The 23,140-nt window shown below is 41.4% G+C and carries 26 protein-coding genes; 5 read left to right on the plus strand and 21 right to left on the minus strand.

Going from position 1 to position 23,140, the window contains the following annotated elements; all coding sequences use genetic code 11:
• Positions 1-126 precede the first annotated feature (126 nt).
• The 6 genes from QFZ87_RS00475 to QFZ87_RS00500 form a co-directional block, all read right to left on the minus strand.
• Positions 127-1,053 (minus strand): hypothetical protein, encoded by a 927-nt coding sequence (locus QFZ87_RS00475; RefSeq protein ID WP_309856431.1) that lies wholly within the window; start codon positions 1,051-1,053, stop codon positions 127-129.
• Complete coding sequence (locus tag QFZ87_RS00480; RefSeq protein ID WP_309856433.1) at positions 1,050-1,142, minus strand: LPXTG cell wall anchor domain-containing protein; 93 nt, start codon at positions 1,140-1,142, stop codon at positions 1,050-1,052. Before QFZ87_RS00480 ends, QFZ87_RS00475 begins: the two co-directional genes overlap by 4 nt.
• Positions 1,135-2,226, minus strand: coding sequence for a hypothetical protein (locus tag QFZ87_RS00485; protein ID WP_309856436.1), 1,092 nt, complete (start codon positions 2,224-2,226; stop codon positions 1,135-1,137). Before QFZ87_RS00485 ends, QFZ87_RS00480 begins: the two co-directional genes overlap by 8 nt.
• Positions 2,223-2,702 (minus strand): anti-sigma factor family protein, encoded by a 480-nt coding sequence (locus QFZ87_RS00490; protein ID WP_309856437.1) that lies wholly within the window; start codon positions 2,700-2,702, stop codon positions 2,223-2,225. The genes QFZ87_RS00485 and QFZ87_RS00490 overlap by 4 nt, the downstream gene beginning before the upstream one ends.
• On the minus strand, positions 2,699-3,217 hold the full coding sequence (locus QFZ87_RS00495) for an RNA polymerase sigma factor (RefSeq protein WP_309856440.1): 519 nt from the start codon (positions 3,215-3,217) through the stop codon (positions 2,699-2,701). Before QFZ87_RS00495 ends, QFZ87_RS00490 begins: the two co-directional genes overlap by 4 nt.
• A 203-nt stretch (positions 3,218-3,420) precedes the next feature.
• The gene (locus QFZ87_RS00500; protein WP_309856443.1) at positions 3,421-4,200 is read right to left on the minus strand and encodes a class I SAM-dependent methyltransferase; all 780 of its coding nucleotides are present in this window, start codon (positions 4,198-4,200) and stop codon (positions 3,421-3,423) included.
• Between the two features lie 108 nt (positions 4,201-4,308).
• Here QFZ87_RS00500 and plsY point away from each other — a divergent pair, with 108 nt between their 5' ends.
• Positions 4,309-4,938: a glycerol-3-phosphate 1-O-acyltransferase PlsY gene (gene plsY / locus QFZ87_RS00505; RefSeq protein ID WP_309856446.1), complete on the plus strand. Its 630-nt coding sequence runs from the start codon at positions 4,309-4,311 to the stop codon at positions 4,936-4,938.
• Between the two features lie 41 nt (positions 4,939-4,979).
• On the opposite strand, the gene QFZ87_RS00510 is transcribed toward plsY, so the two are convergent.
• Positions 4,980-5,534: a thioredoxin family protein gene (locus QFZ87_RS00510; protein ID WP_309856448.1), complete on the minus strand. Its 555-nt coding sequence runs from the start codon at positions 5,532-5,534 to the stop codon at positions 4,980-4,982.
• A 223-nt stretch (positions 5,535-5,757) separates the two neighbouring features.
• On the opposite strand from QFZ87_RS00510, the gene putP reads away from it, so the two are divergent.
• Positions 5,758-7,251, plus strand: a complete 1,494-nt coding sequence (gene putP, locus QFZ87_RS00515; protein WP_309856449.1) for a sodium/proline symporter PutP — start codon at positions 5,758-5,760, stop codon at positions 7,249-7,251.
• Positions 7,252-7,293: 42 nt separating this feature from the next.
• On the opposite strand, the gene QFZ87_RS00520 is transcribed toward putP, so the two are convergent.
• Entirely contained in the window at positions 7,294-7,836 is a 543-nt protein-coding gene (locus QFZ87_RS00520) for a DUF1697 domain-containing protein (protein WP_309856452.1), read from the minus strand.
• 127 nt (positions 7,837-7,963) lie between these two features.
• On the opposite strand from QFZ87_RS00520, the gene QFZ87_RS00525 reads away from it, so the two are divergent.
• The gene (locus tag QFZ87_RS00525; RefSeq protein WP_309856455.1) at positions 7,964-8,395 is read left to right on the plus strand and encodes a VOC family protein; all 432 of its coding nucleotides are present in this window, start codon (positions 7,964-7,966) and stop codon (positions 8,393-8,395) included.
• 242 nt (positions 8,396-8,637) lie between these two features.
• Here the strand turns inward: QFZ87_RS00525 and gatB are convergent, their stop codons facing one another.
• Genes gatB through gatC form a run of 3 tightly spaced genes read right to left on the minus strand, consistent with a single transcriptional unit; the run spans position 8,638 to position 11,840 of the window.
• A complete protein-coding gene (gene gatB / locus QFZ87_RS00530; protein ID WP_309856458.1) occupies positions 8,638-10,065 on the minus strand; it encodes an Asp-tRNA(Asn)/Glu-tRNA(Gln) amidotransferase subunit GatB in 1,428 nt (475 codons plus the stop codon).
• Positions 10,066-10,076: 11 nt separating this feature from the next.
• Complete coding sequence (gatA, locus tag QFZ87_RS00535) at positions 10,077-11,534, minus strand: Asp-tRNA(Asn)/Glu-tRNA(Gln) amidotransferase subunit GatA (RefSeq protein WP_309856460.1); 1,458 nt, start codon at positions 11,532-11,534, stop codon at positions 10,077-10,079.
• A 12-nt stretch (positions 11,535-11,546) separates the two neighbouring features.
• Positions 11,547-11,840 (minus strand): Asp-tRNA(Asn)/Glu-tRNA(Gln) amidotransferase subunit GatC, encoded by a 294-nt coding sequence (gene gatC / locus QFZ87_RS00540; protein WP_309856462.1) that lies wholly within the window; start codon positions 11,838-11,840, stop codon positions 11,547-11,549.
• Between the two features lie 218 nt (positions 11,841-12,058).
• Here gatC and QFZ87_RS00545 point away from each other — a divergent pair, with 218 nt between their 5' ends.
• A complete protein-coding gene (locus QFZ87_RS00545) occupies positions 12,059-12,721 on the plus strand; it encodes a lysozyme family protein (RefSeq protein ID WP_309856464.1) in 663 nt (220 codons plus the stop codon).
• 5 nt (positions 12,722-12,726) lie between these two features.
• Here the strand turns inward: QFZ87_RS00545 and QFZ87_RS00550 are convergent, their stop codons facing one another.
• Positions 12,727-13,209 carry a VanZ family protein gene (locus QFZ87_RS00550; RefSeq protein ID WP_309856466.1) on the minus strand — a complete coding sequence of 161 codons (483 nt, stop codon included), beginning with the start codon at positions 13,207-13,209 and terminating at the stop codon, positions 12,727-12,729.
• A gap of 98 nt (positions 13,210-13,307) precedes the next feature.
• On the opposite strand from QFZ87_RS00550, the gene QFZ87_RS00555 reads away from it, so the two are divergent.
• Positions 13,308-13,775 carry an OsmC family protein gene (locus QFZ87_RS00555; RefSeq protein ID WP_309856468.1) on the plus strand — a complete coding sequence of 156 codons (468 nt, stop codon included), beginning with the start codon at positions 13,308-13,310 and terminating at the stop codon, positions 13,773-13,775.
• On the opposite strand, the gene fosM is transcribed toward QFZ87_RS00555, so the two are convergent.
• From fosM to nirB, 9 genes are all read right to left on the minus strand, one after another.
• The gene (gene fosM / locus QFZ87_RS00560; RefSeq protein ID WP_309856470.1) at positions 13,772-14,209 is read right to left on the minus strand and encodes a FosM family fosfomycin resistance protein; all 438 of its coding nucleotides are present in this window, start codon (positions 14,207-14,209) and stop codon (positions 13,772-13,774) included. The genes QFZ87_RS00555 and fosM overlap by 4 nt on opposite strands.
• An 82-nt stretch (positions 14,210-14,291) precedes the next feature.
• The gene (locus QFZ87_RS00565) at positions 14,292-14,723 is read right to left on the minus strand and encodes a YueI family protein (RefSeq protein ID WP_309856472.1); all 432 of its coding nucleotides are present in this window, start codon (positions 14,721-14,723) and stop codon (positions 14,292-14,294) included.
• A 330-nt stretch (positions 14,724-15,053) separates the two neighbouring features.
• The gene (gene aceA, locus QFZ87_RS00570) at positions 15,054-16,337 is read right to left on the minus strand and encodes an isocitrate lyase (RefSeq protein ID WP_309856475.1); all 1,284 of its coding nucleotides are present in this window, start codon (positions 16,335-16,337) and stop codon (positions 15,054-15,056) included.
• A gap of 54 nt (positions 16,338-16,391) precedes the next feature.
• The gene (aceB, locus tag QFZ87_RS00575) at positions 16,392-17,984 is read right to left on the minus strand and encodes a malate synthase A (protein WP_309856477.1); all 1,593 of its coding nucleotides are present in this window, start codon (positions 17,982-17,984) and stop codon (positions 16,392-16,394) included.
• 213 nt (positions 17,985-18,197) lie between these two features.
• Positions 18,198-18,803, minus strand: a complete 606-nt coding sequence (locus QFZ87_RS00580) for an NAD(P)-binding protein (RefSeq protein ID WP_309856480.1) — start codon at positions 18,801-18,803, stop codon at positions 18,198-18,200.
• 4 nt (positions 18,804-18,807) lie between these two features.
• Complete coding sequence (locus QFZ87_RS00585) at positions 18,808-19,119, minus strand: uroporphyrinogen-III synthase (protein ID WP_309856483.1); 312 nt, start codon at positions 19,117-19,119, stop codon at positions 18,808-18,810.
• 4 nt (positions 19,120-19,123) lie between these two features.
• Positions 19,124-20,263: a uroporphyrinogen-III C-methyltransferase gene (gene cobA, locus QFZ87_RS00590; RefSeq protein WP_309856485.1), complete on the minus strand. Its 1,140-nt coding sequence runs from the start codon at positions 20,261-20,263 to the stop codon at positions 19,124-19,126.
• 80 nt (positions 20,264-20,343) lie between these two features.
• A complete protein-coding gene (gene nirD / locus QFZ87_RS00595; RefSeq protein WP_309856488.1) occupies positions 20,344-20,664 on the minus strand; it encodes a nitrite reductase small subunit NirD in 321 nt (106 codons plus the stop codon).
• Positions 20,661-23,093: a nitrite reductase large subunit NirB gene (gene nirB, locus QFZ87_RS00600; protein WP_309856490.1), complete on the minus strand. Its 2,433-nt coding sequence runs from the start codon at positions 23,091-23,093 to the stop codon at positions 20,661-20,663. Before nirB ends, nirD begins: the two co-directional genes overlap by 4 nt.
• Positions 23,094-23,140 lie beyond the last annotated feature (47 nt).

Consider the following 23,140-nt stretch of genomic DNA (forward strand, 5'->3'; position numbering starts at 1 on the left):
TTCTACCAATTATTATGCTCGCTTACAAACATAACGCGAAGCCATAAGTACTATTCTCTCTCCAGAGTCCACCTTCTATCATAATCTTTTTATTTTTTTTTGCAAAAAATAAGATGATGTTTTCTACTAATTGCTATTAAGACTTACATTATAGGCATTAACAATATTGATACGGTGTTTGCCTTCTCCTGCTTGATAAACCGCATTTTTCAACACAGATGAATTCTCTATACCTTCAGAGGAATCCGTGTCCTCCGACACCTTCCATTCGCCATCCTTTCCGCGAACATCCTCGACTCCAACTGCCGCTACCTTCAAATCACTATTTTTCGCAACATCGACCATAACCGATGAAGCACTTTCAATATTCCAATCATTCGCGAGCGTCCTAGGCTTTAACGTAAGCTCGTTGCCGTTACCGATCACCTCAAGCTTCACATCACTTGGTACAAGAAGCGTTGCCGCAACATTTCCTTGTAAATCAAACGGCCCCACCTCATTTGGCAAACTCTTCACATTCAGATATAACGTATCGCCTCTTTTGTTTGCTGAAATCATATCTTCTGTTGTTTTTAAAAGCTTATCTTTCTTCCCTGTTTGAACCCGATACGTACCAAACATAGAAACCTCTTTTTCTTCTGTCGCCTCAATCGTCATATCATAGCCGACCGTTCTGACTACCACTCGTTTGATACTATCATCCATCTGATAGGAATAGGCAGGAAGCTCAAATGACCGCTCTTCCCTCGCAATTAATTCCTCCACCTTATCCATTAGACCTGTCGAGCTAATGACCGCAAACACTATTCCCGTCGTCCCCATCAGTCCGACAAAGAAAATACTAAGAAAATCATATTTTAACACCGGCTTTTCCTGCCGTGACAAAAATAAATACAGTAAAATTTCGACGCCCAGAACGATTAATAGAATGGGCCACCACGCACTCATCACCTGAACCATACTATACCCAAGAAATCTTGAAAAAAAGAGGAAAAGTCCAAGAAACAGGAGCGATCCTCCCATTGAAAATGTACCCACACGCCAGGTTCTCATACCTCTTCCTCCTTTCTTTTTCTAAAAAGGAACCCAATTCCGGCTCCGATTAGGACCACCCCTGTTATCCTATTTCTCCACTTACTCATGATTCTCTACCTCCCGCTTCTTCTTACTTCCGGATAAAAGCTTGATTCCGCCGCCGATTAATAACAGACAAACAAGACCTGTCTGGAAATACGGCTGGAAGTAACCTTGAACCCAGTACATCACATCAATATTCAATAGTCTCGAGAACACGGGTGAGAAGGCTGGAAGCAAGACGTTCATCACTAAATAGTACACTCCCATGATCACAAGCCCAATCCCCACCCATTTCTGATGATTAAGGAAATAAGCAATGATCGGCACATCTTCAATCGTTTCCTCACCGTACCTAGATGCTTTTTGCAGTCCATCGAAAAAGCTATAGAACCAAATAATCGGTATTAAAAACAAGAAAATTCCTAATCGTAAAACATCTAAAATATAAATAGAAAAGAGAAATGCCGCCATTAACTGAATTCCTCTGCGTTGTAAACCTAAATAGAGGTGGCCGGCTCCTGGGAAGATCGATAGAAAGGTCGCAATGGATTTACTCTTCTTTCCGTCTTCTTTCCTCATTTCAAAGTCCTCTAAAATACTTCTATCTATGAGCTCCTCACCGCGTTGTTTCTTATTGACCTGTTGGACAGCATCGAAAAATCCGTACACCCAGATAATCGGCAAACCTGCTAAAAACACCATAAATTCGCCTCGGCTAGAGAGTGCCGTTACAAATATGACCATCACAGCTAATCCCAAAAACGCTGCCAATAGCGTTAATCCTCGATTCATTAATCCAAGCTGGAAGTGACCAAGACCCGGGACAAAGGATAAGACAATCGTATAGAATCGTTCAGAATCCTGAGTACCCTGGGAATTCGGATCATCGAGATTGGCTGCCTTTAGTTCTTTTTTATGTTTGGAAATCTGCACCCCCATGTCGATAAAGCTGACCAAGTAGATGAATAGGCCGACCATAAAGGTCAAGATCACCATATCCCCGTCATTATTCGTCATAAACATCACCGTAAAGATGGCACAGCCAAATACCGTTAATAAATAGAGCACACCACGAAACATTTTGCCAAAATATATATGACCAAGTCCTGGAAAAAGCGATAATGTTAACGCCTTTGTTGGATTTTTCATTTCTTATTTGCCTCCTTTTTTTCTAGTGAGTCCATCCATGCGAATGTTTTATTCATCACACCTTCCGTCATCGAAGGCCTCTTTTCCTGAACCTGTTTGGTTTCTAATGAATTTGCATAAGTTGCAAGCGATTGAAAAGCTCCAGTAAAAGTCAATAAGATCGTCGCAGCTGCTGCCAATAAATAATGAAACGCAGCCTGCTTATAAAACGGCGTCTTCTTGTTGGATTTTTGTTCTTCCAGTTTGGTGTCAGGCACCACACCTTGTTTCTTGGAAACTTCCGCCATTACGGCATCGGTAAAACTAGTTTCATTTGATAGAATTGGGAGAGATGATTCATTTGCTGTTACTGCTTGCAAGTAGACTTCAAGGCATTGGTCACATGTGTATAAGTGATTTTCAAGTTCTTCACGGTTTTTATCAGTGATTTCATTTCTTACATATTGCAGCCATTCATCGTAGGTGTAATGCTTCATGAAAAATCGTCCTCCTTCCAATTCTTTTTCATCCAACTTCGGGCTCGGTACAGCTTCGTTTCAATCGTCTTCACCTGTACTTTTTGTTCCTCAGCTATTTGTTGATAGCTTTTTTCAGCTATGTAAAATCCATAAATGACTTCGCGGTAATTCTCAGGCAACTCATCAAGCCTTTTCCTAACAAGTTTGCGTTGATCATTTTCAATGATTTCTTTTTCTATACTATCCCTCGGTGTCCCTAACGCCTGCTGCTCGAGGGCATCCACAACTTCCTCTCTTCTTCTAGCCTGTTTTCGTTTTACATCTATTGCATGATTGAGAGCAATTCGTGTCATCCACGTTTTAAATCCTTGATTTTCATATTGGGAGAGAGAGGTATAAACTTTAATAAACACTTCTTGTGCGGCATCTTCTGCTTCCTTTTGGTCACGAAGAACAGCAAAGACAGTCCGGAACACGTCATTGCGGTACTTCTCAACCAAAAGACGAAAGGCATGTTCATTGCCTTCCAGCACTTTTTCTATTAATACAGTGTCGCTAATGGTTCTCTCCCCCTTTCTCTCTGTTCTATCACATCAATAGACGAAACGTATTTCAAAAACCCCTACACTTTTTTTAAAAAATATTTTTCTTTTTTCATCTTATCATGCTCCCTTGGAACCGCTGGAACCAATCATAAAAAAACGTGCGAAACTAGTCGCACGTCTAAAAAGATTGCTTATACTAATCGTAAGATACAAACATTACAGTCATGAGGAATCTCAAAGGATCCGCTCGCCGGTAACGAGTCCGTTAATTCCTTTAATGCTTCCTTTCGAACCGATTCGTCTAACCCCGCTACCCAGGAAATCGACTCTACTCGTTCCATCCATTCCTCTTTCGAAAAGCTAACGGTATAATTTAGCTTGTAGAAGTCTCTAATTTCAAACCCTTCCTTCTTCCACTCTTCAAACCACTCAACTGGAAAGCCATTAATTCGCATTTTTGAGTCCGCTTTTGAACCAGCCGGTGTTAAACCGCCCACTACGTATTTTTCAATAACCTTAAAAGTATTTTCCACCACAGCCGGCCCTGAGAGAAATCCAGAATCGATGATAATTAACGTCCCTTTTACTTTTAAAATCCTTTTGATTTCCTGGATAGCCTTCGCACGATCGAACCAGTGCCACGCTCTCATTACCGTGACAATATCAAACTGAGAATCTTCTAAACCCGTAGCTTCCGCTGTTCCCAGTTGATAGGGAATGTTAAAATTCTTCATTTGATTCAATAAAACAGCCTGTTTGATCAATTCCTTTGATGGTTCAATACCAACTACATTTGCTTTTCTCATCGCCATTTTTCTTGCAAGTACACCTGTACCTGAACCTAGGTCAGCGATCGTTTTTCCATCAAAAAAAATATTTCGCAGCTGCAAGCTTTCCATTAAAGTGACGGGAATATCTTCTCTTGATCGGGCATAGCTATTAGCAACTTGGCCAAAATCAATTTTACTCATGTTAGTTTCCCCCTCCACTTCCTAATATTGAGATATTAACAAAATAATACCATCTAAATGTGATAGAATGCTATTAGAATTAAAAATTATATGTGAGGGCTGATGCATATGGTTTGGTTATTGCTTCTTGCTTCTTATTTAATTGGAAGTATTCCCACTGCTTTGATTGTGGGCAGACTAATCTTTGGTGTCGATATCCGGGAACTTGGAAGTAAAAATCCGGGAGCAACAAATACGTTACGGGTTCTTGGAAAAAAGTCTGCTATTTTCGTCCTTCTGATCGACCTTGCAAAGGGTGCTTTAGCAACTTATCTGCCTATCCATTTTCAAGTGGATGTAGACCCCATCTATTTTGGATTACTCGCTGTGGTTGGCCATTGCTTTCCCATTTTTGCAGGGTTTAGAGGCGGCAAAGCTATTGCCACAACTGCTGGAGCATTATTAATAGCCAATCTCCCATTGTTGGTCGTTGCCTATCTTTCCTTTTTTGCCATTATTTTTTTAACCAAGTATGTGTTTTTCGGATCGATTTCTGTTGGATTAAGCATGCTTGCCTATTCCTTTTATTCACCTGAATTAGATTTAGAACTCATCTTTTTATTCTTTTCATTCTTTTTAATTTATCTACACCGATCCAATATCCGTAATTTTATTCTTGGGATCGAACCAAAGATTAATGATAAAAATTTAAGTAAAGATCGCATTCCCCCAAAGGGCGGCGGCAATTTTAAACTATAAAAAGATGAGGCTGACTCCTATACACTGAGTCAGCCTCATTTTTATTTTAATATTGTAGCTATTATGCTGCTTGCTACTGTTTGCCAAATGGCTGGGTCCTGCTGATAAGATGTTCTCAAGCGCTTATACATTTCCATTTGTCTTTCCTGAAAATCAACTGCATCCTTTTCAGGCAGGGCTGCACGTTCCTTTTCCACAAGTGCCTGCATTTCTGGTGCCCTTGGACCCCAAACCCCCACTTCATTTCCCTCTTGATCGATAAAAATGAAAATGGGAATGGCCCTTGATGTGCCATTTGTTAAGTATTGGTCCATTAACTCTAAATTTTGGTCTCTGAGAACAAACCGAACCTCCATCCCGATGGTTTCAGCAATTTTGAGTAAAATCGGATTGTTTAAGAGCGCATCCCCACACCAATCCTCTGATATAACGATGACTCGTAACCGCTTCTCCCTTAATTCCTCAAGCCTCTTGCTGTCTTCAGCAGATAGGGTGAAATGCTCATAAATGGATAGCATCTCTTCTTTATTACTAGTCATTGCATTTATATATTCACCCACTGTCATTCCTTTTTGAAACCAAACGTTTAAACCCATCCCAACAACACCCCTTCCGATTTTCTTCTATAATAGTTGTTTTAGTCAGACGTTACAATTGAACTGCATTCAAACATATTTCCATGGTATTCTACAAGCACTTATTACTATTTTCATAAAGCAATAATTTAGTACTAGAAATGATTTTAATAAGTTGATAGAATATTTTATATATAGGAAATATTATTATAAATAATTTCCAATATAATAAAGGGGGAAAAGTATGTCAAACGAAACACTACAATTAGTTTCGATTGGAATCTACATCGCCATGATGCTATTCATCGGTTGGTATTCTTATCGAAAAACTAGCAATCTGACGGACTACATGCTCGGGGGAAGGTCTTTAGGACCTGCAGTAACCGCCTTGAGTGCTGGCGCTGCTGATATGAGTGGATGGCTATTAATGGGCTTACCTGGCGGAATTTATGTAAGCGGTTTAGCGGACGCTTGGATCGCTGTCGGTTTAACAATTGGAGCCTATTTAAACTGGTTATTGGTAGCACCTCGTCTGCGCTCCTATACGCAGGTAGCCAATGACTCTATTACAATTCCAAGTTATTTAGAAAATCGTTTTAAAGACAAAACGAAACTACTCCGCATTGTATCAGGTATCGTTATACTTATTTTCTTTACTTTCTATGTGTCTTCAGGAATGGTTTCGGGAGCAGTATTTTTTGAAAGTTCATTTGGAACAGGCTACCATACAGGTCTATATATCGTTGGCGGCGTTGTTGTTGCCTACACTTTATTTGGTGGATTCCTGGCAGTAAGTTATACAGACTTTATTCAAGGATTAATGATGCTGATTGCGTTACTTTTAGTTCCTGCGATCGGTATTTTTAAAACAGGGGGGCCTGTTGAAACATTTGATACGATTCGTGCCATTGACCCTGCCTTACTAGATTTATTTAAAGGAACTACTTTTATTGGAATTGTATCTGCAATGGCTTGGGGCCTTGGATACTTTGGACAGCCACATATCATCGTTCGCTTTATGGCCATTAAAACAATCAAGGAAACAAAAAGTGCCCGTCGCATCGGAATGGGCTGGATGATTATTTCTTTAATTGGTACCATTCTGACTGGATTTATCGGCCTGGCATTCTTCCATAATAATGCTGATTTTTCATTAAAAAATCCAGAAGCTGTCTTTATTTCGTTAAGTCAAATCTTCTTCCATCCTTTATTTGCAGGATTTGCATTGGCCGCTATTCTTGCCGCCATCATGAGCACGATCTCTTCTCAGTTGATCGTAACCTCAAGTGCACTTGTTGAAGATTTATATAAAGTAGTAATGAACAAAAACGCAAAGGATAAACAATTAGTTTTCTTAGGCAGAATGGCTGTTCTACTTGTTGCTGTTGTTGCAGCTGCACTTGCTTTCCAGCAAAACAACACAATTTTAGACCTTGTTGCCTATGCGTGGGCAGGTTTCGGAGCATCATTTGGTCCTATCATTCTATTAAGCTTATTCTGGAAAAAGACAACCAACTGGGGAGCCCTGTTCGGAATGATTGTCGGTGCTGTTACCGTTATCGTTTGGAAAAATGCGGACCTTGGTAAAGTTATTTTCGGCGAATCGCTTTATGAAATCGTTCCAGGCTTCGTACTTAACCTAATTGTGGCTTACATTGTCAGCTTACTCACTTATAAGAAAAATGATGAAATCGAAAAAGAGTTCACTGAAAGTGTTCGCTTACTAAAACAAGAATAGACTATTGAAAAAGCCCGGATGATCTATAATCCGGGCTTTCTTTCATATAGCCAACTCTTTTGCTAATGCTTCCAGCTTAAGCACCGTTTTCCAGTTCCGTACTGTTGCAGGAACCCCTAGCTTTGGCAGCTGAGTAGCCAGCTTCGAATCGCGGATGCTTTGGCGGAAAAGTAAATAAACATCCTTCCCAACAATTTGGCATTCATCGAGTTCACTTTTAAAACCTTGCAAATAGTCGATTTTCTCCTTGGGAGGTTCATCTGCTAAAAAGGCGAGTTGAACGCTTTCCCCTTCATTTAACGAATCTAGCGAGTAAGGGCAATCCTTTATCATTTGATCCAGTTCTTCAGCAGTTCTTAAGATAACGGGAACAGGAAAACCAAAGGTAGTTCTGATTTCCTCTTCTATTCGTTGAGTGAGTTGTGTTGCCCCCTCTTCCGATTCAAACAAAACATTTCCACTTTGAATATAGGTCTTCACCTTACCCAGACCCATGCTTTCAAGCAGCTGTCTTAATTCAGCCATTTTAATAATATTATGACCGCCTACATTAATTCCTCTTAATAGCGCAATATATATTGTCACCCAAGATCCCTCTCTTCCTATTCTCTAAATCTTACCATTTTCTCAACAAACTAAACTACTAGAGTGAAGGAGATGGTGACTAATTTGTAGAATGTATGGAACATGCATTTAATAGGAGGAATGAATAATGATTCCACAAAGGGTAAGTTTAATTACAATTGGTGCTTTTAATTTACCAGCACTTCGATCTTTTTATCAAAAGTTAAGCTGGGCAGAAACTAGTATTAGCTCAGATAACTATGCTGTCTTTAAAACAGCAGGTGTTCTGCTTTCCTTGTTCCCAATTGAGGAGTTGGCAAAGGATGCGAATATTGAAATCACACATTCGACCGAATCCTTTCGAGGTGTGACTTTCGCTATTAACGTGAACGAGCCAGGACAGGTTGATTCAGTTACGGAGGAAATTCGCAAAGCTGGCGGAAAAATCGTAAGAGAGCCTAGTGATGCTTTTTGGGGCGGTCGGACAGCCTATTTTGCCGATCCAGAAAATAATCTTTGGGAAGTGGCTTGGAATCCTACCTCTGTATTCGATGAACGCGGGGCAATGATTTCATTCTAATTAGTATGGCGCTAGGCAATTGCCTGGCGTTTTTTTATTGGGATATTGTTCTTTCTTGTCAAAAAAAGCACGCTTCGACAAGTTCCCCTACTGTTCATCATCAATCAAACGTTTGGTTAATTCCAATCAAAATCCTTTTTAACAAAGGGTTTTTTCCCGGGAAATGAAGCGAGGATTGTCGAAATACGTTTCGACATGAACTACATAAAAAAGCCGGCAGACTTGATTCTGCCAGCTTCTGTTTATCTTTTTTGCAATTCCTGCTGCAATAATTGGTTGACCATTTGTGGGTTGGCCTGTCCTTTTGTTGCTTTCATCAGCTGACCAACAAGAAAGCCAACTGCTTTGCTTTTTCCATCCTTGAAATCCTCTACTGATTTAGGATTGGCATCAAGTACTTCTGCAATAATCTTTAGAAGAGTGCCCTCATCGGAAATTTGCACAAGCCCTTTGTCCTTTACGATTTGCTCCGCATCGCCACCGTTTTCAATTAACTCTTTAAAGACAGTTTTGGCGATTTTAGAAGAAATCGTACCATTTTCAATCAGCTTAATCATACTCGCTAACCCTTCTGGAGTTAACGCAACTTGATCAAGTTCTTTCCCTTCTGCATTCAGGTAGGCGGAGACATCTCCCATTATCCAGTTCGACGCAAGCTTGGCATCTGCCCCACCAGTTACAGTTGCCTCAAAGAAATCAGCCATTTCTTTCGTCACTGTTAATACCTTGGCATCGTAAACAGGAAGACCTAGTTCTTCTATATATCGTTTCTGACGCTGGTCTGGCAGTTCCGGGATCTCAGCACGGATTCGTGCCTTCCAGTCCTCATCAATATATAAATCAAGTAAGTCCGGCTCTGGGAAGTAACGATAATCATCTGAGCCTTCTTTTACACGCATGAGAAGGGTTGCGCCTGTTGCCTCATCAAAACGGCGTGTTTCCTGATCAATTTTTCCACCTGAGGAAACCACTTCTCGCTGACGCTTTTCTTCATATTCAAGCCCTTTACGAACAAAATTGAATGAGTTTAAGTTCTTCAATTCCGTCTTTGTTCCGAATTCCTCTTGGCCCACAGGACGAATGGAGATATTCGCATCACAACGGAGTGAGCCTTCTTCCATTTTACAGTCGGAAACACCTGTGTATTGAATAATGGATTTCAGTTTTTCTAGATAGGCATACGCTTCATCAGGAGTACGGATATCCGGCTCGGAAACGATTTCTACCAGCGGTGTTCCCTGGCGATTATAATCGCAAAGTGAATAGCCTTTTTCATGGTTGAGCTTACCTGCATCCTCTTCCAAGTGGATTCTCGTAATACCAATCTTTTTCGTATAGCCGTTTACCTCGATTTCAATCCAGCCATGCTCGCCAATTGGTTTATCAAATTGGGAAATTTGGTAGGCTTTCGGATTGTCTGGGTAAAAATAGTTCTTTCGGTCAAACTTCGTGTGAGTAGCTACCTCACAATTCAAGGCCATAGCTGCCTTCATACCGAATTCAACTGCCTTTTTATTTAAGACAGGAAGAACTCCAGGATAGCCAAGATCAATGACACTTGTATTTGAATTTGGCTCAGCACCAAAGTGGTTTGGGCTTGCTGAGAAAATTTTTGATTCCGTTTTTAACTCTACATGGACTTCAAGTCCAATGACTGTTTCAAATTCCATTGTTTCACCCCCTACAATTCTGGCTTCTGTTTATGAAAGTTTGTTGCTTGCTCAAATGCATGGGCAACACGGTAAATAGTAGCTTCATCAAAATGCTTACCGATGATTTGTAAGCCTAAAGGCAGACCGGCATCAAATCCACATGGAACGGAGATACCTGGAACACCCGCAAGGTTAACCGGAATGGTTAAAATGTCGTTCACATACATCGTTAGTGGGTCGTCGATATTTTCACCAATTTTAAAAGCAGGCGTTGGTGTAGTTGGTCCAATAATGACATCATAGTTTGCAAACACATCTTCAAAATCCTTCTTGATGAGGGTTCGAACCTGCTGCGCCTTTTTATAATACGCATCATAATAACCTGAGCTTAACGCAAACGTTCCTAGCATGATCCGGCGTTTGACTTCATCACCAAATCCTTCTGCCCGCGTCTTTTTATATAAATCGATTAAGCTTTCTGCATCCTGTGCACGATAACCATAACGAACACCATCAAATCGGGCAAGGTTCGCTGATGCTTCAGAAGATGAGAGCAAATAATAGGTTGCAAGTGCGTATTTGGAATGTGGAAGTGAAACCTCTTCCCAAACAGCCCCAAGACCTTCAAGCACCTTTAACGCATCCAGTACCGATTGACGAACAGATTCGCTTACACCTTCACCGAGGTATTCTTTTGGAACAGCAATTTTCAGACCCTTCACGTCACCTGTTAAGGACGCAGCAAAGTTTGGTACGTTCACATTTGCTGAAGTAGAGTCCATTGGGTCTAACCCAGAAATTGCTTGTAGAAGATAGGCATTGTCTTCCACCGTTCTTGTAATTGGTCCAATTTGGTCAAGTGAAGAGGCAAATGCTACAAGACCAAATCGGGACACACGTCCATAGGTTGGTTTCATTCCAACTACACCACAAAAAGATGCAGGCTGGCGGATGGAACCACCTGTATCAGATCCTAGCGAAAAGAGGACCTCTCCGGAAGCGACCGATGCCGCTGAACCACCTGATGATCCTCCTGGAACCGTATCAAGATTCCATGGATTGCGTGTTTTTTTGTAGTAAGAGTTTTCGTTCGAGGAACCCATGGCAAACTCGTCCATGTTTAATTTACCAATCGTCACAGTTTCCACTTGCTGCAGCTTTTGAACAACAGTCGCATCATAGATAGGATCAAAGTTTTCTAGTATTTTACTCGCACAAGTGGTTCGAAGTCCTTTTGTCACCATGTTATCTTTTAAACCGATTGGCATGCCAAAAAGCAGCCCTTTTTCGGCTCCGGAGTTTAGTTTATCATCCAGCATTTTGGCGGTTGCTCTTGCCCGCTCTTCGTCCAATGTTAAAAAGGCTTGTACCTTGTCCTCCACTTGGCCAATTCGTGTGAACGATTCATTGACGAGGTCGGAAACTTTTAGTTCTTTTTTATGTAAAAGCTCATGTAAATCTGAAACTTTATAATCAAATAAACTCACTTTTTTCCCTCCTTACTCTCCCAAAATCGATGGCACCTTAATCTGCCCATCTTGATGTTCTGGTGCATTTTTTAGCACCTCTTCACGCGGCAGTCCTGGTTGTGAAACATCCTCACGCAATACATTTTTCATATCAAGCACATGGTAAGTTGGCTCCACATTTGTTGTATCTATTTCATTCAGCTGTTCTGCAAAAGAAATAATGGCATCCAACTGTTTTGTAAACTTTTCCGCTTCTTCCTCTGTGATCGCTAACCGTGCCAGGTTCGCCACATGTTTCACTTGCTCATTTGAAATTCGTGACATCTCAGATTACCTCCAATCCCAATTGTCGTTATTATTTTAATATTGATGATACCAAACTTTTCCGCTTTACCGCAATGATTCCTTCATCATTATTAACAAAAGAATAGAGTTTTAGATTGGTTATGCAAATAATCTTTGTATTTCATACTTATGACACTGATAGAAAATACCGTATCCTTTATAATGTTCTAAGAAGAAAGAACTGGGAGAGTTATGGAATGAAGAAGCGAAGACGGAAGAAGTTTAAAACCTTTTTCGTACTATTTTTAGTTTTTTGCGCCTTAGCAATGTTTCAAAATTATTTTCAAAAACCAATTTCAACACCTATAGATGAAAACGATCCATTTGCTGATGTAAAAAAATATAGTCCCTTAATCCAACAAGAATTAGCAAAATATCATCTTGAAAGCCAGACCCACGTTCTTGTTGCTCTCATGCAGCAGGAAAGCCATGGGAAGGGCGGGGATCCGATGCAGGCCTCTGAATCAGCTGGTTTAGCCAGAAACTCGATTACCGACCCGAAGCAAAGTATTCAAGTCGGAGTGAAGCATTTTCAACGGGTATTCACTTATGGCAACCAGAAAAAAGTAGATTTCCCTACTATTATACAGGCCTACAATATGGGGATCGGGTATGTGGATTATGTGGCGCAGCACGGTGGCAAACACAGTGAAGAGTTAGCAAAACAATTTTCTCTTCTTCAAGTAAAAAAGAAGCCAACTCTTTATACATGCGGTGGGAATAAGAATAATTTCCGTTACCCTTACTGCTATGGCGATTTTACCTATAGCACAAAGGTTACAAAAAATATTCAATTATTGGCTGATAGTATTCCAGTTTCCGGATCGGAAAGCGAAAAACCAACCAGTGGATCTTTTTAATCGATTCATCGGTTGGTTTTTTTTCTTAAATGTATAATACGCAAGAGAAGTTTAGCTGGTATGTACCCCAGCATTCCGCCAAATGTATTTAAAATCAGGTCATCTACATCGAAGCTGCCAAACTCAAATAATAATTGTAGCATCTCGAAGGTCAAACTCATGCAAAAGGAAGCAAGCATCACAGCGCTAAGTCTTTGAAACCTTTTCAACAGCAATGGTAAGATAAAACCGAACGGGATAAAACCAATTACATTCCCTGCTAAGTTCTCAATACGAATATTCAAGTTAACATCTGCTATGTAGAGATAAAAAAAGATCGTTTTAAACGGGACAAAATTATTTGAACGCCAATGATATTCGTCATAAGTGAAATTGAAATGATGAATGATTTCTGTTAAAGGGATATATTTAAATAATATTAATTTCGTTAGGACGGCTAAATATAGACAAAGTATAATTATTAATAATAGCTTAAAGATAATTTTCATTCATTTACTACTCCCTAAAAATTTACAACACCACTCAACGGTACCATATTTTTTTAATAGAGTGTACCGTTATTTTAATTAAATAGGAGGAATCTTTCATGGCTGAACATCGGTTCCATTTGCACGCAAACTGGCCAGGCTTACGCAATGACGTTGGAGAAATTGAAGCAGGTAATTTAAAAACCAAAGTGTCGATTCCACCAGAAATGGATGGACCGGGAGTGGGCACTAACCCTGATGAAATGCTCCTGGGCGCCGCTGCCACCTGTTATATCATTACCCTTGCAGCGATGATGGAACGCAGTAAATTGCAAAAAGAAAACCTCACAATGGAATCTGAGGGAATTGTCGATGTAACAAGAGGCGTCATTACCTATAAAAAGATTATTCACCGACCACTTATCGAACTAAAATCAGATGCGATGGAAAAAGACATCGCATTGGCTCATACGCTTGCCAAAAAAGCAGAAACCTCCTGTATGATCAGTCGCGCCATCCAAGGAAATGTTGAGATTGAGCTTCATGCATCTGTAATCAAAAGCGGGGACAGTCCCCCACTGCGCTAAAGCGCCGGGGGACTGTCCCCAAACTCCATATGTGGTTTTTCCTTTTTATAATAATCCAGCCGGTCCTGCAGTGTACCAGTGTGGAATTCAAATTTGTGACCATCCGGATCGGTGAAGTAAATCGACTTTTTATCCTTTTCATCTCTTGGCCGACTAGGTAGAATGTTGACCTTTGATTTTTGTAGCTTCTGGTACATTTTTGTATAGTCCTCTTCTTTGATTGAGAAGGCTATATGGGTGTACGACTCATGGATTTCGTTGCGTGGAATATCTTTTTCGAAATTAAGAGCGAGCCAGAGACCATTCAAATCAAAATATGCCGTACTTCTCCCCTTCACAAGTAGCTTGGCGTCAAAAACATTCTGGTAAAATTCAATTGATTTCTCTAAGTTTGAAACTGAAAATAGCAAATGGTTGATTCCTTTTATTGACATACGATCACCACTTCTTTTTTCCATTATTATACAATAAAAAAGCCCTTAGTATCGTGGAGTGACTACGAGCCCTTTGATTTTGTTACCTATTAAAGAGTTTAGCAAAAAATCCCTTACTCTTTTTAACCTCTTGTTGTACTGCAACCTTCTTTGTTATATAAATTTCTTCCTTATCGATGGCATGATCCATTGCTAACACTAACCCTATTTCTGAATCGTGCTCTTTATTGGTAACGATCGTGTGCTCTATTTTTTGTTTGTTCGCCATTTTTACATACTTTGAAAGGTCCTCATAGCTCATATTTCCATTTAAAAATAAGTGAGCCCGGGGGTTTTCCTTCATCCATTGTTCTATCTGCGGATAAACTTCTGTTTCGGCTACTTGGCTCTTTTTCATGGCGACAATAATCCTTTCTCGTAAAGTCCCTAAGTATTTGCGCCGCTCATCCGGTTTTGTCTCCATCGCTCCATAAATCCCCTGCTGCAACACTTCATCAACCGTAGGCTTTTTCAAATAAATCAACTCCATTTAAAAGGCTATTACTATGTATGATAATACCCTATAAAACGTTACTTACCAAAAATGTAGGGGTTGTTCGTAAAATTAACAAAATGTTCATACTTCTTATTCGCTATTTTATATATGATTGACTTAGAGAATAAGAAAGGATGTGAAGTATGCCTTATAAAGCATCATCCACCCGATGAAAGACAGTTTCCATCTGAATCTACTACATTTTGTCTTTCAGTCTCTAAATAACCAAGAAAACACCAGGCTACCTTTATATAAAAACAACAAAAACCCCTCCCCCCCAAAAATCGGAGAGAAGGGTCAAACTACATCTTATTTCTTCCCAGTAAACTGCTCTTCCTCAGTAGACCCCTTCAACGCCGTTGTCGAAGATGTTCCACCTGAAATCACCATAGATACCTGATCAAAGTACCCTGTACCAACCTCACGTTGGTGACGAGTTGCCGTGTAGCCGTATTGCTCGCTGTCGAACTCAGATTGTTGCAATTCAGAGTAAGCCGCCATGCCGCGCTCCTTGTAGCCGCGAGCAAGCTCGAACATACTGTGGTTCAGCGCATGGAAACCAGCAAGCGTAACGAACTGGAACTTGTAGCCCATTTTTCCAAGCTCCACTTGGAACTTAGCAATCGTCTCTTGATCCAATTTCTTTTTCCAGTTAAACGATGGTGAACAATTGTAAGCGAGAAGTTTGCCAGGGAATTGCTCATGAATCGCTTCCGCAAACTGTCTTGCTTCCTCAATGTTCGGCTCAGAAGTCTCGCACCAGATCAAGTCTGCATATGGCGCGTAAGCTAAACCGCGAGCAATCGCTTGATCAATCCCGGCTTTCACTCGGAAAAAGCCTTCTGGGGTACGGTCTCCCGTAATAAACGGTGCATCATTCATATCAATATCACTTGTGATTAAATCCGCTGCATTCGCATCCGTACGGGCAACTAATACGGTTGGAACGCCCATAACATCTGCGGCCAAACGAGCAGCAATCAAGTTGCGAACCGCTGTTTGAGTTGGAAGCAACACTTTACCGCCTAAGTGTCCGCATTTTTTCTCGGAGGAAAGCTGATCTTCAAAATGGACGCCGGAAGCACCCGCTTCAATCATACCCTTCATCAACTCGAAACAGTTTAACTGTCCGCCAAAGCCTGCTTCGGCATCGGCCACAATTGGAGCAAACCAATCGATCGAGTTGTCTCCTTCAGAATGAGTGATTTGATCGGCGCGCTGTAACGCCTGGTTGATTCGCTTAACCACACTTGGAACACTGTTCGCTGGGTATAAGCTTTGGTCTGGATACATATGACCGGAAAGGTTTGCATCGGCTGCTACTTGCCAGCCGCTTAAGTAAATGGCTTTTAGCCCTGCTTTTACTTGCTGTACTGCCTGATTTCCTGTTAGGGCACCTAGTGCATTCACATAGTCCTCTTCATGTAAAAGCTTCCATAGCTTCTCAGACCCTTTGCGAGCCAAAGTATGTTCGATATCAACTGAACCGCGCAGCTTGATAACATCCTCAGCTGTGTAAGGTCTTGTAATCCCTTTCCAACGGCTATCCATTTCCCAGCTTTCTTGTAACCCAGCAACTCTTTGATCTGTCATTTTCATTTCCTCCTAGTAATCTATTATTTTTTTGATAAAAATAAACACAACAATCTATAACAGTTCATATCCAGGGAGTGTTAAAAATTCTGCAAAGTCCTCATTGAAAATCAACCCATCAAACAATTTCACAGCCTCATCAAATCGGCCGTTTTCGAAAGCTACAGCTCCAATTTCTTGTTTAATTTTTTCTAATTCTTCACCCTTCAGTTCCTCATACATTTCAAAGGTTACTTTTCTGCCATCTTTCAATATTCCTTTTGGATGGCGAATCCATTGCCAAAGCTGCGCACGTGATATCTCTGCCGTTGCCGCATCCTCCATTAAGTTGTAAATTGGAGCTGCACCTCTGCCTGATAACCAGGAAGCCACATATTGAATGCCCACATTGATGTTCGTGCGTACCCCTTCTTCTGTAATGGTTCCGCCTGGTACCTCTAATAAATCTTGGGCATTGATGGTGATTTTTTGCTGCTTCGATGTATGGATTTGATTTGGTGTCGGCATTTCACGATTGAACACTTCCATTGCCACCGGAACAAGTCCTGGGTGGGCAACCCATGTACCATCGTGTCCATCACGTGCTTCGCGTTCTTTGTCTGCTCTAACCTTGGCAAAGGCCTCTTCGTTGGCCTGCGGGTTATTCTTAACCGGTATTTGTGCTGCCATTCCTCCCATTGCCGGCGCTTTCCGACGATGACAAGTTTGAATGGTAAGTAAGGAGTACGAACGCATAAACGGTGCGGTCATCGTCACTTGAGAACGATCAGGAAGAATAACATCCTTCTGATGACGAAGCTTTTTAATAAAGCTGAAAATATAATCCCACCTTCCGCAGTTTAAGCCGGCTGAGTGTTCTTTTAATTCATAAAGGATTTCATCCATCTCAAAGGCAGCCATAATGGTTTCGATTAATACAGTTGCTTTGATTGTTCCTAGGTCTACACCTAGCTTTTCTTGGGCGTAAACAAAGACATCGTTCCATAGCCTTGCTTCTAAATGGCTTTCGAGCTTCGGCAGATAAAAATATGGTCCAGAACCTCTTGCAAGTAATTCCTTCACATTGTGGTAAAAGTACAAACCAAAATCTAAAAAGCTTCCGGAGATAGGCTTGCCATCTAATAACACATTCTTCTCCTCTAAGTGGAGTCCTCGAGGTCTTACAATGAGGACGGCTGTTTCCTTATTCAGTCCGTATCTCTTCCCATTCGGGTTTTCAAATTTAATTGTCCGCTTTACTGCATCTCTAAGGTTGATTTGTCCTTCGACGGCATTTTCCCAAGTGGGTGAAGTGGCATCCTCGAAATCTGCCATAAATAGTTTTGCACCAGAGTTCAAAGCATTGATAACCATTTTTCGGTCAGTCGGTCCTGTTATTTCCACCCTGCGATCTTGAAGGTCTTTTGGCAGCGGAGCGATTGTCCATTCTCCGTTACGGATGTGTTTTGTCTCAGGGAGGAAGCCTGGCAATTTTCCATTGTCAATTTCCTCTTGGCGTTTTGTCCTGTACTGCAACAGTTCTACTCTTCTTCCGCCAAACTTTCTCTCTAACTCTTCAATAAAATTCAATGCTCCAGGTGTTAAAATCTCATCATACTGGGCTTTTAGAGCCCCAACCACTTCAATACCAGTCGTTTGCGTTGACATGAACTTGATCACCTCTTTGTTATAATACAGTATCTATCCTCGTTTTGTATTATATAACACGTTTTTCAAAAATGGAACTACTTTTCTGAAAATTTTATAAAAATAGGTAAATAATCCCTTACATTCTATTTTTTAAACACAAAAAAAGCCTGAATGACAATCCAGACTTGTTTTTAACAAAATAAAATTTAGGTATATATGCCTACACACAATCTAAAATAGACGCTGAAAATCCTCTTCCCTATTTTCACTTTTTAAAAATTCCTTACTTACAATGGCTGTTAACAGTTTCTTTTTTAGCGAGGAATCTTTCACCTCTTTTAAAATCCATTGCCTTTTTGAAAAAAGAAAATCGAGATAGTCACTGTATTGCTCATCAAATTGCTGTTCCAGTTGTTCCCGAATCTTCCCTGCAAGGATAGGGCTTGCTCCGCCTGTTGACACGGTTATACTTAATCGGCCTCTTTGTACCTGCGCCGGAACATGAAAATCGGAACCTTCAGGATCATCTGCAACCATAACGAGTTGATGGTCTTTCGCTACACTTCTCACAAACTGATTTACACCCTCATCATTTGTAGCAGCAAAGACCAGTAACGCATCCTGAATATCATCCTTCGAAAAAGTTTTTTCCAGCCAAACGATGTTACCATCTCTTGCAAGCCTTAAAAGCTCATCAGTTAATTCAGGACTCACCACGGAAACAAGAGCACCAGTGCCGAGAAGCCCCTTCACTTTGCGCTCAGCTACTTTCCCTCCGCCAACAACCACTGTTTTTTTCCCATTTAAGCGCAGCATAATCGGATAATTAGTACTCATCTCCTTACGCTTCACACCCTTTATCAACCGGCAATGCCAGATAGGAAACCAGGCCTTCTTTTGTCGCTTGATTCGGCATCCCGGTTGTTGGAAGACCCGCTTTTATGACTGCCGCCTGAGTTTTTATGCCCATGCTGACAACCTGCATTTCTTTTAAAAGAGCTACAGCGTCCAACCCGCATTCACTTAAAGCATCGACAAAGAGTTCAACCGATGAACTGCTCGGGAACACCACTGTATTTACATCCGCTTCCTCGAGCATACGTTTAAAAATAGGCAGGAATTGTACGTCTAGTTCTTTTTGGCTTGTAACCATCAATTCAGCCTTCACAAAGGCCTTTCTTCAAGATACTCTCGTCACCGACAATAAGCATATCTTCCGAATCGACCATCTCTTCTGTGAGCTTAGCCAAAAACCCACGATCCGCTAATGCCTTCATCGATTTGATGGAAGCACCGAAAAAGTCTGCTCGAATGCTCCGAATATCGATCTCCTGTTCTACCACAGCCTTAAAAAATTCCGTTACACTTTCAGGTGAAGCAAATACAATTTTTTCATATGCAGTAATAGTTGTTAGGTCTAGCGGCATGGGCGTCTTTTTCCATTTCGGAAACTCAATGACATCTGCTCCATGAGTCATTAATTCACTAGCTAATTCACTAGGGCTGCTACCTGTTCTTGCAAGCAGGATTTGCCGTCCGTATAATGGCTTTTTCTCGAACCAGCTTATTTTTTCACGAAGAGAAATGACTTCCCCCACTAAAATGATTGCTGGGTTACTGAATTTGGCTTCCAAAACCTTTTCCGAAATATCTTCTAATGTTCCTTGCAGGGTCTTTTGACGGCCGAATGTTCCCCATTGGATCAATATAACAGGTGTTGTTGCTGGCTTTCCATGGGTCATGAGATTCTCACAGATAAATGGTAAATTTCCAACTCCCATGTAAAAAGCAATCGTATCCACACCACGGGCAAGACCTTCCCAGTCGAGCTTTGGCTTGCCGTTTTGAGACTTATCGTGGGCAGTGACAACAGCAAAGGACTCTGCATATTCACGATGTGTTACTGGAATTCCAGCATACAGGGGGGCTGCTATCCCTGATGAAATGCCAGGGACGATTTCAAAGGGTATTTGATATTGGGCCAGGGCTGCCGCTTCTTCTCCGACTCTGCCAAACACACCAGGGTCTCCGCCTTTTAAGCGGACTACAATTTTACCTTCTAGCCCCTTTTCCACTAAAAGATCATTGATGTTCTCTTGGCGCAAAATATGGCGGTCAGGTAATTTCCCACAATAAATGAGTTCGCAATCTCCCGGTGCAAACTCTAACAGTTTAGGATTTGCAAGCCGGTCATATAGAATAACTTCGGCTTGCTTGATTGCTTCCAACCCTTTAACCGTTATTAAGCCAACATCCCCTGGCCCTGCTCCTACTAAAAACACTTTCCCCTTCTTCATCCTGCAGCCATCCTTCCGCTATGCTTTGTTGGGGACAGTCCCCTGCTGCTTTAAAGCAGCGGGGGACTGTCCCCCCCCTTTTATACTATGATGAACACAATATCTTCTTTTATTTCTACTTTAAAGGTTTTTACTTGGCCTTCGTCTGGTGCCTGAACCTTCCCATCTACTAATGAAATTTTCCAATCGTAAACTGGACAATATACATAGTCCCCGCTGACCAGCCCTTCGGAGAGGACTCCGCCCTTCGGATGGGGACTGCGGTTTTCAAGTGCATAGACACCGCCGTTTGATACTTTAAATAGAGCAATTTCTTGATTATCGATTTTTATGGAATACCCTGTTCTACCCTTCAGATTGGAGTAGTGTACAACTGGAATGCGAGTTAGTGTTTCAATCATTTGGATTCACTCCCAACTGTGATCATACGTTTTGCATAGTATTTATCTTGGATTTCCTCACTTTGAATCGCTTCGTTCCAAGGCTCAATATACTTTTTCAATGTCTGATCCATTCGCTCATTTAAGGCCTTACGTGTCGCTTCATCAGCCAATACTTCCTTCACATGCTCTAAGCTCATTCGTTCTACCCATTTAGACGTACGCTCAAGGTAGTTGGCTGTTTCACGGTAGTATTGCAGGTAAGCACCGGTCGTTTCCATAACCTCTTCCTGCGTTTTCACCGTACACAGTAGGTCACCAGGGCGAAGGTCTACGCCACCGTTTCCAGCCACATAAATCTCCCAACCGCCGTCGACCCCTACGAAACCAATGTCCTTGATTCCTGCTTCGGAACAGTTTCTTGGGCAGGCAGACACACCCATTTTCACTTTATGAGGTGTATCAAGACGTTCGAACTTCTTCTCCAATTCGATGCCAAGGGCCATGGAATCTTGGGTACCATAACGGCAGAATTGAGCACCAACACAGGTTTTAACGGTTCGCAATGTTTTTCCGTATGCATATCCTGACGGCATATCAAGCTCTTCCCACATCTGTGGCAGGTCTTCTTTTTTCACACCGAACAATCCAATCCGCTGTCCACCCGTTAATTTTACTAATGGTACATCGTATTTTTCGGCTACTTCCGCAATTTTTTTCAAATCAGCCGCTGTTGTGACCCCACCGTACATTCGTGGAACAACAGAATAGGTCCCATCCTTTTGAATGTTCGCATGCATTTTCTCATTCACCAGTCGGGAATCACGGTCATCTTTATATTCATCCATATGAATCATGCCAAGGTAATAGTTAATGGCTGGGCGACATTTTGTACAGCCTTCCTCATTGTTCCATTCCAGCACGTTCATAACTTCTTTCACGCTAGTTAAGCCTTTCGACTTAATCTCTTCCACCAATTCCTCACGGCTTATGGTTGTACAGCCGCAAATGCTTGTCTTTTGGGCAGCCGCCGCATCAAATTGGTCACCGAGTGTATAGGCAAGAATGTTGCTGACCATTGGTTTACAGCGTCCACAAGAGCGGCCGGCATTTGTACAATGACTCACTTGATCCAGTGTGGTTAATCCTTGGGTTTTGATGGCTTCCACAATGGCACCTTTTGTGACACCGTTACAGCCGCAAACCAATTCATCATTTGGCATGGAAGCAACATCATCGCTTCCTCCTTCACCGGTACATTCCGATTGAAGCACTGAAATGCTCGTCATTCCGCTAATATCTTCTTTTTTCGTTAACATTCGGTACAACTTCGTACTATCCTTCGTATCTCCATATAATACCACACCAACAATGACGTTGTTTCTTGTTAAAATCTTTTTATAGACGCCGTCATATTCGTTGTACACCATAATGGATTTAGTCGACCCATCTTCAAAAATCTCTCCGGCAGAGAATAGATCCACACCAGCAACCTTTAATTGTGTTCCTGTAACGGACCCTTGATACGGTTCACCTACATTTCCACAAATCCGGCTTGCCAGTACTTTTCCTTGTTCATAGAGTGGAGCAACCAATCCATAAACAATTTCTCTATGCTCGGCACACTCACCTACTGCGTACACATGTGGCACGCTAGTTTCCATGAAATCATTCACCACAATTCCGCGGTTCACGTAAATGCCGCTGTCCCTCGCTACCTGTGTATTCGATTTAATCCCAATGGCCATAACGACAAGGTCTGTTTCTACCTCGGAGCCATCTTTAAAACGAAGTCCTTTAACATGTTCATCCCCAAGGATTTCAACGGTTTCTTTTTCCATTAAGAAGTTCATACCCTGTGACTCCAGCTCCGTTTTCAGTAGGGAGGAGGCAATGGGATCCAACTGGCGTTCCATTAAGTTCGGCATAAGATGTACCACATCCACCTGCATGCCTAAGTTAAGTAGTCCTCTTGCAGCTTCCAGTCCGAGCAGCCCACCTCCAATAACGACAGCCTTTTTGTACTGCTTTGCCGATTTGATCATCATTTCACAATCTTTGATATCACGAAATCCGGTGACACCGATTTTGTCTGCACCTGGAATCGGTAGAATGAAAGAATTCGATCCTGTTGCAATAATCAACTCATCATATTCTACTACCCTGCCTTGCTCAGAAATCACACGTTTTTGTTCTACATCGATTTTTGTTACCGCATCACCTGTAAATAATTGAATTTGATTTTCTTTATACCAATCTAGCGGATTGATAATAACATCTTCAAAGTTGATATCGCCCTGAAGGATATTGGATAGCTTTATCCGATTGTAGTTTGGGTATGGTTCTTGTCCAAAAATAGTTATCTCAAATTGCTCAGGTGATACTTTAAGTATTTCTTCGATCGTTCTTACACCAGCCATTCCGTTTCCGATCATCACTAATTTTTTCATCGTGGGTCGCTCCCTATATATTGTTTTCTTAATGTTAGTTAGTAAGG

The sequence above is a fragment of the Bacillus sp. SLBN-46 genome (assembly GCF_031453555.1).
Taxonomy (GTDB): domain Bacteria; phylum Bacillota; class Bacilli; order Bacillales; family Cytobacillaceae; genus Neobacillus.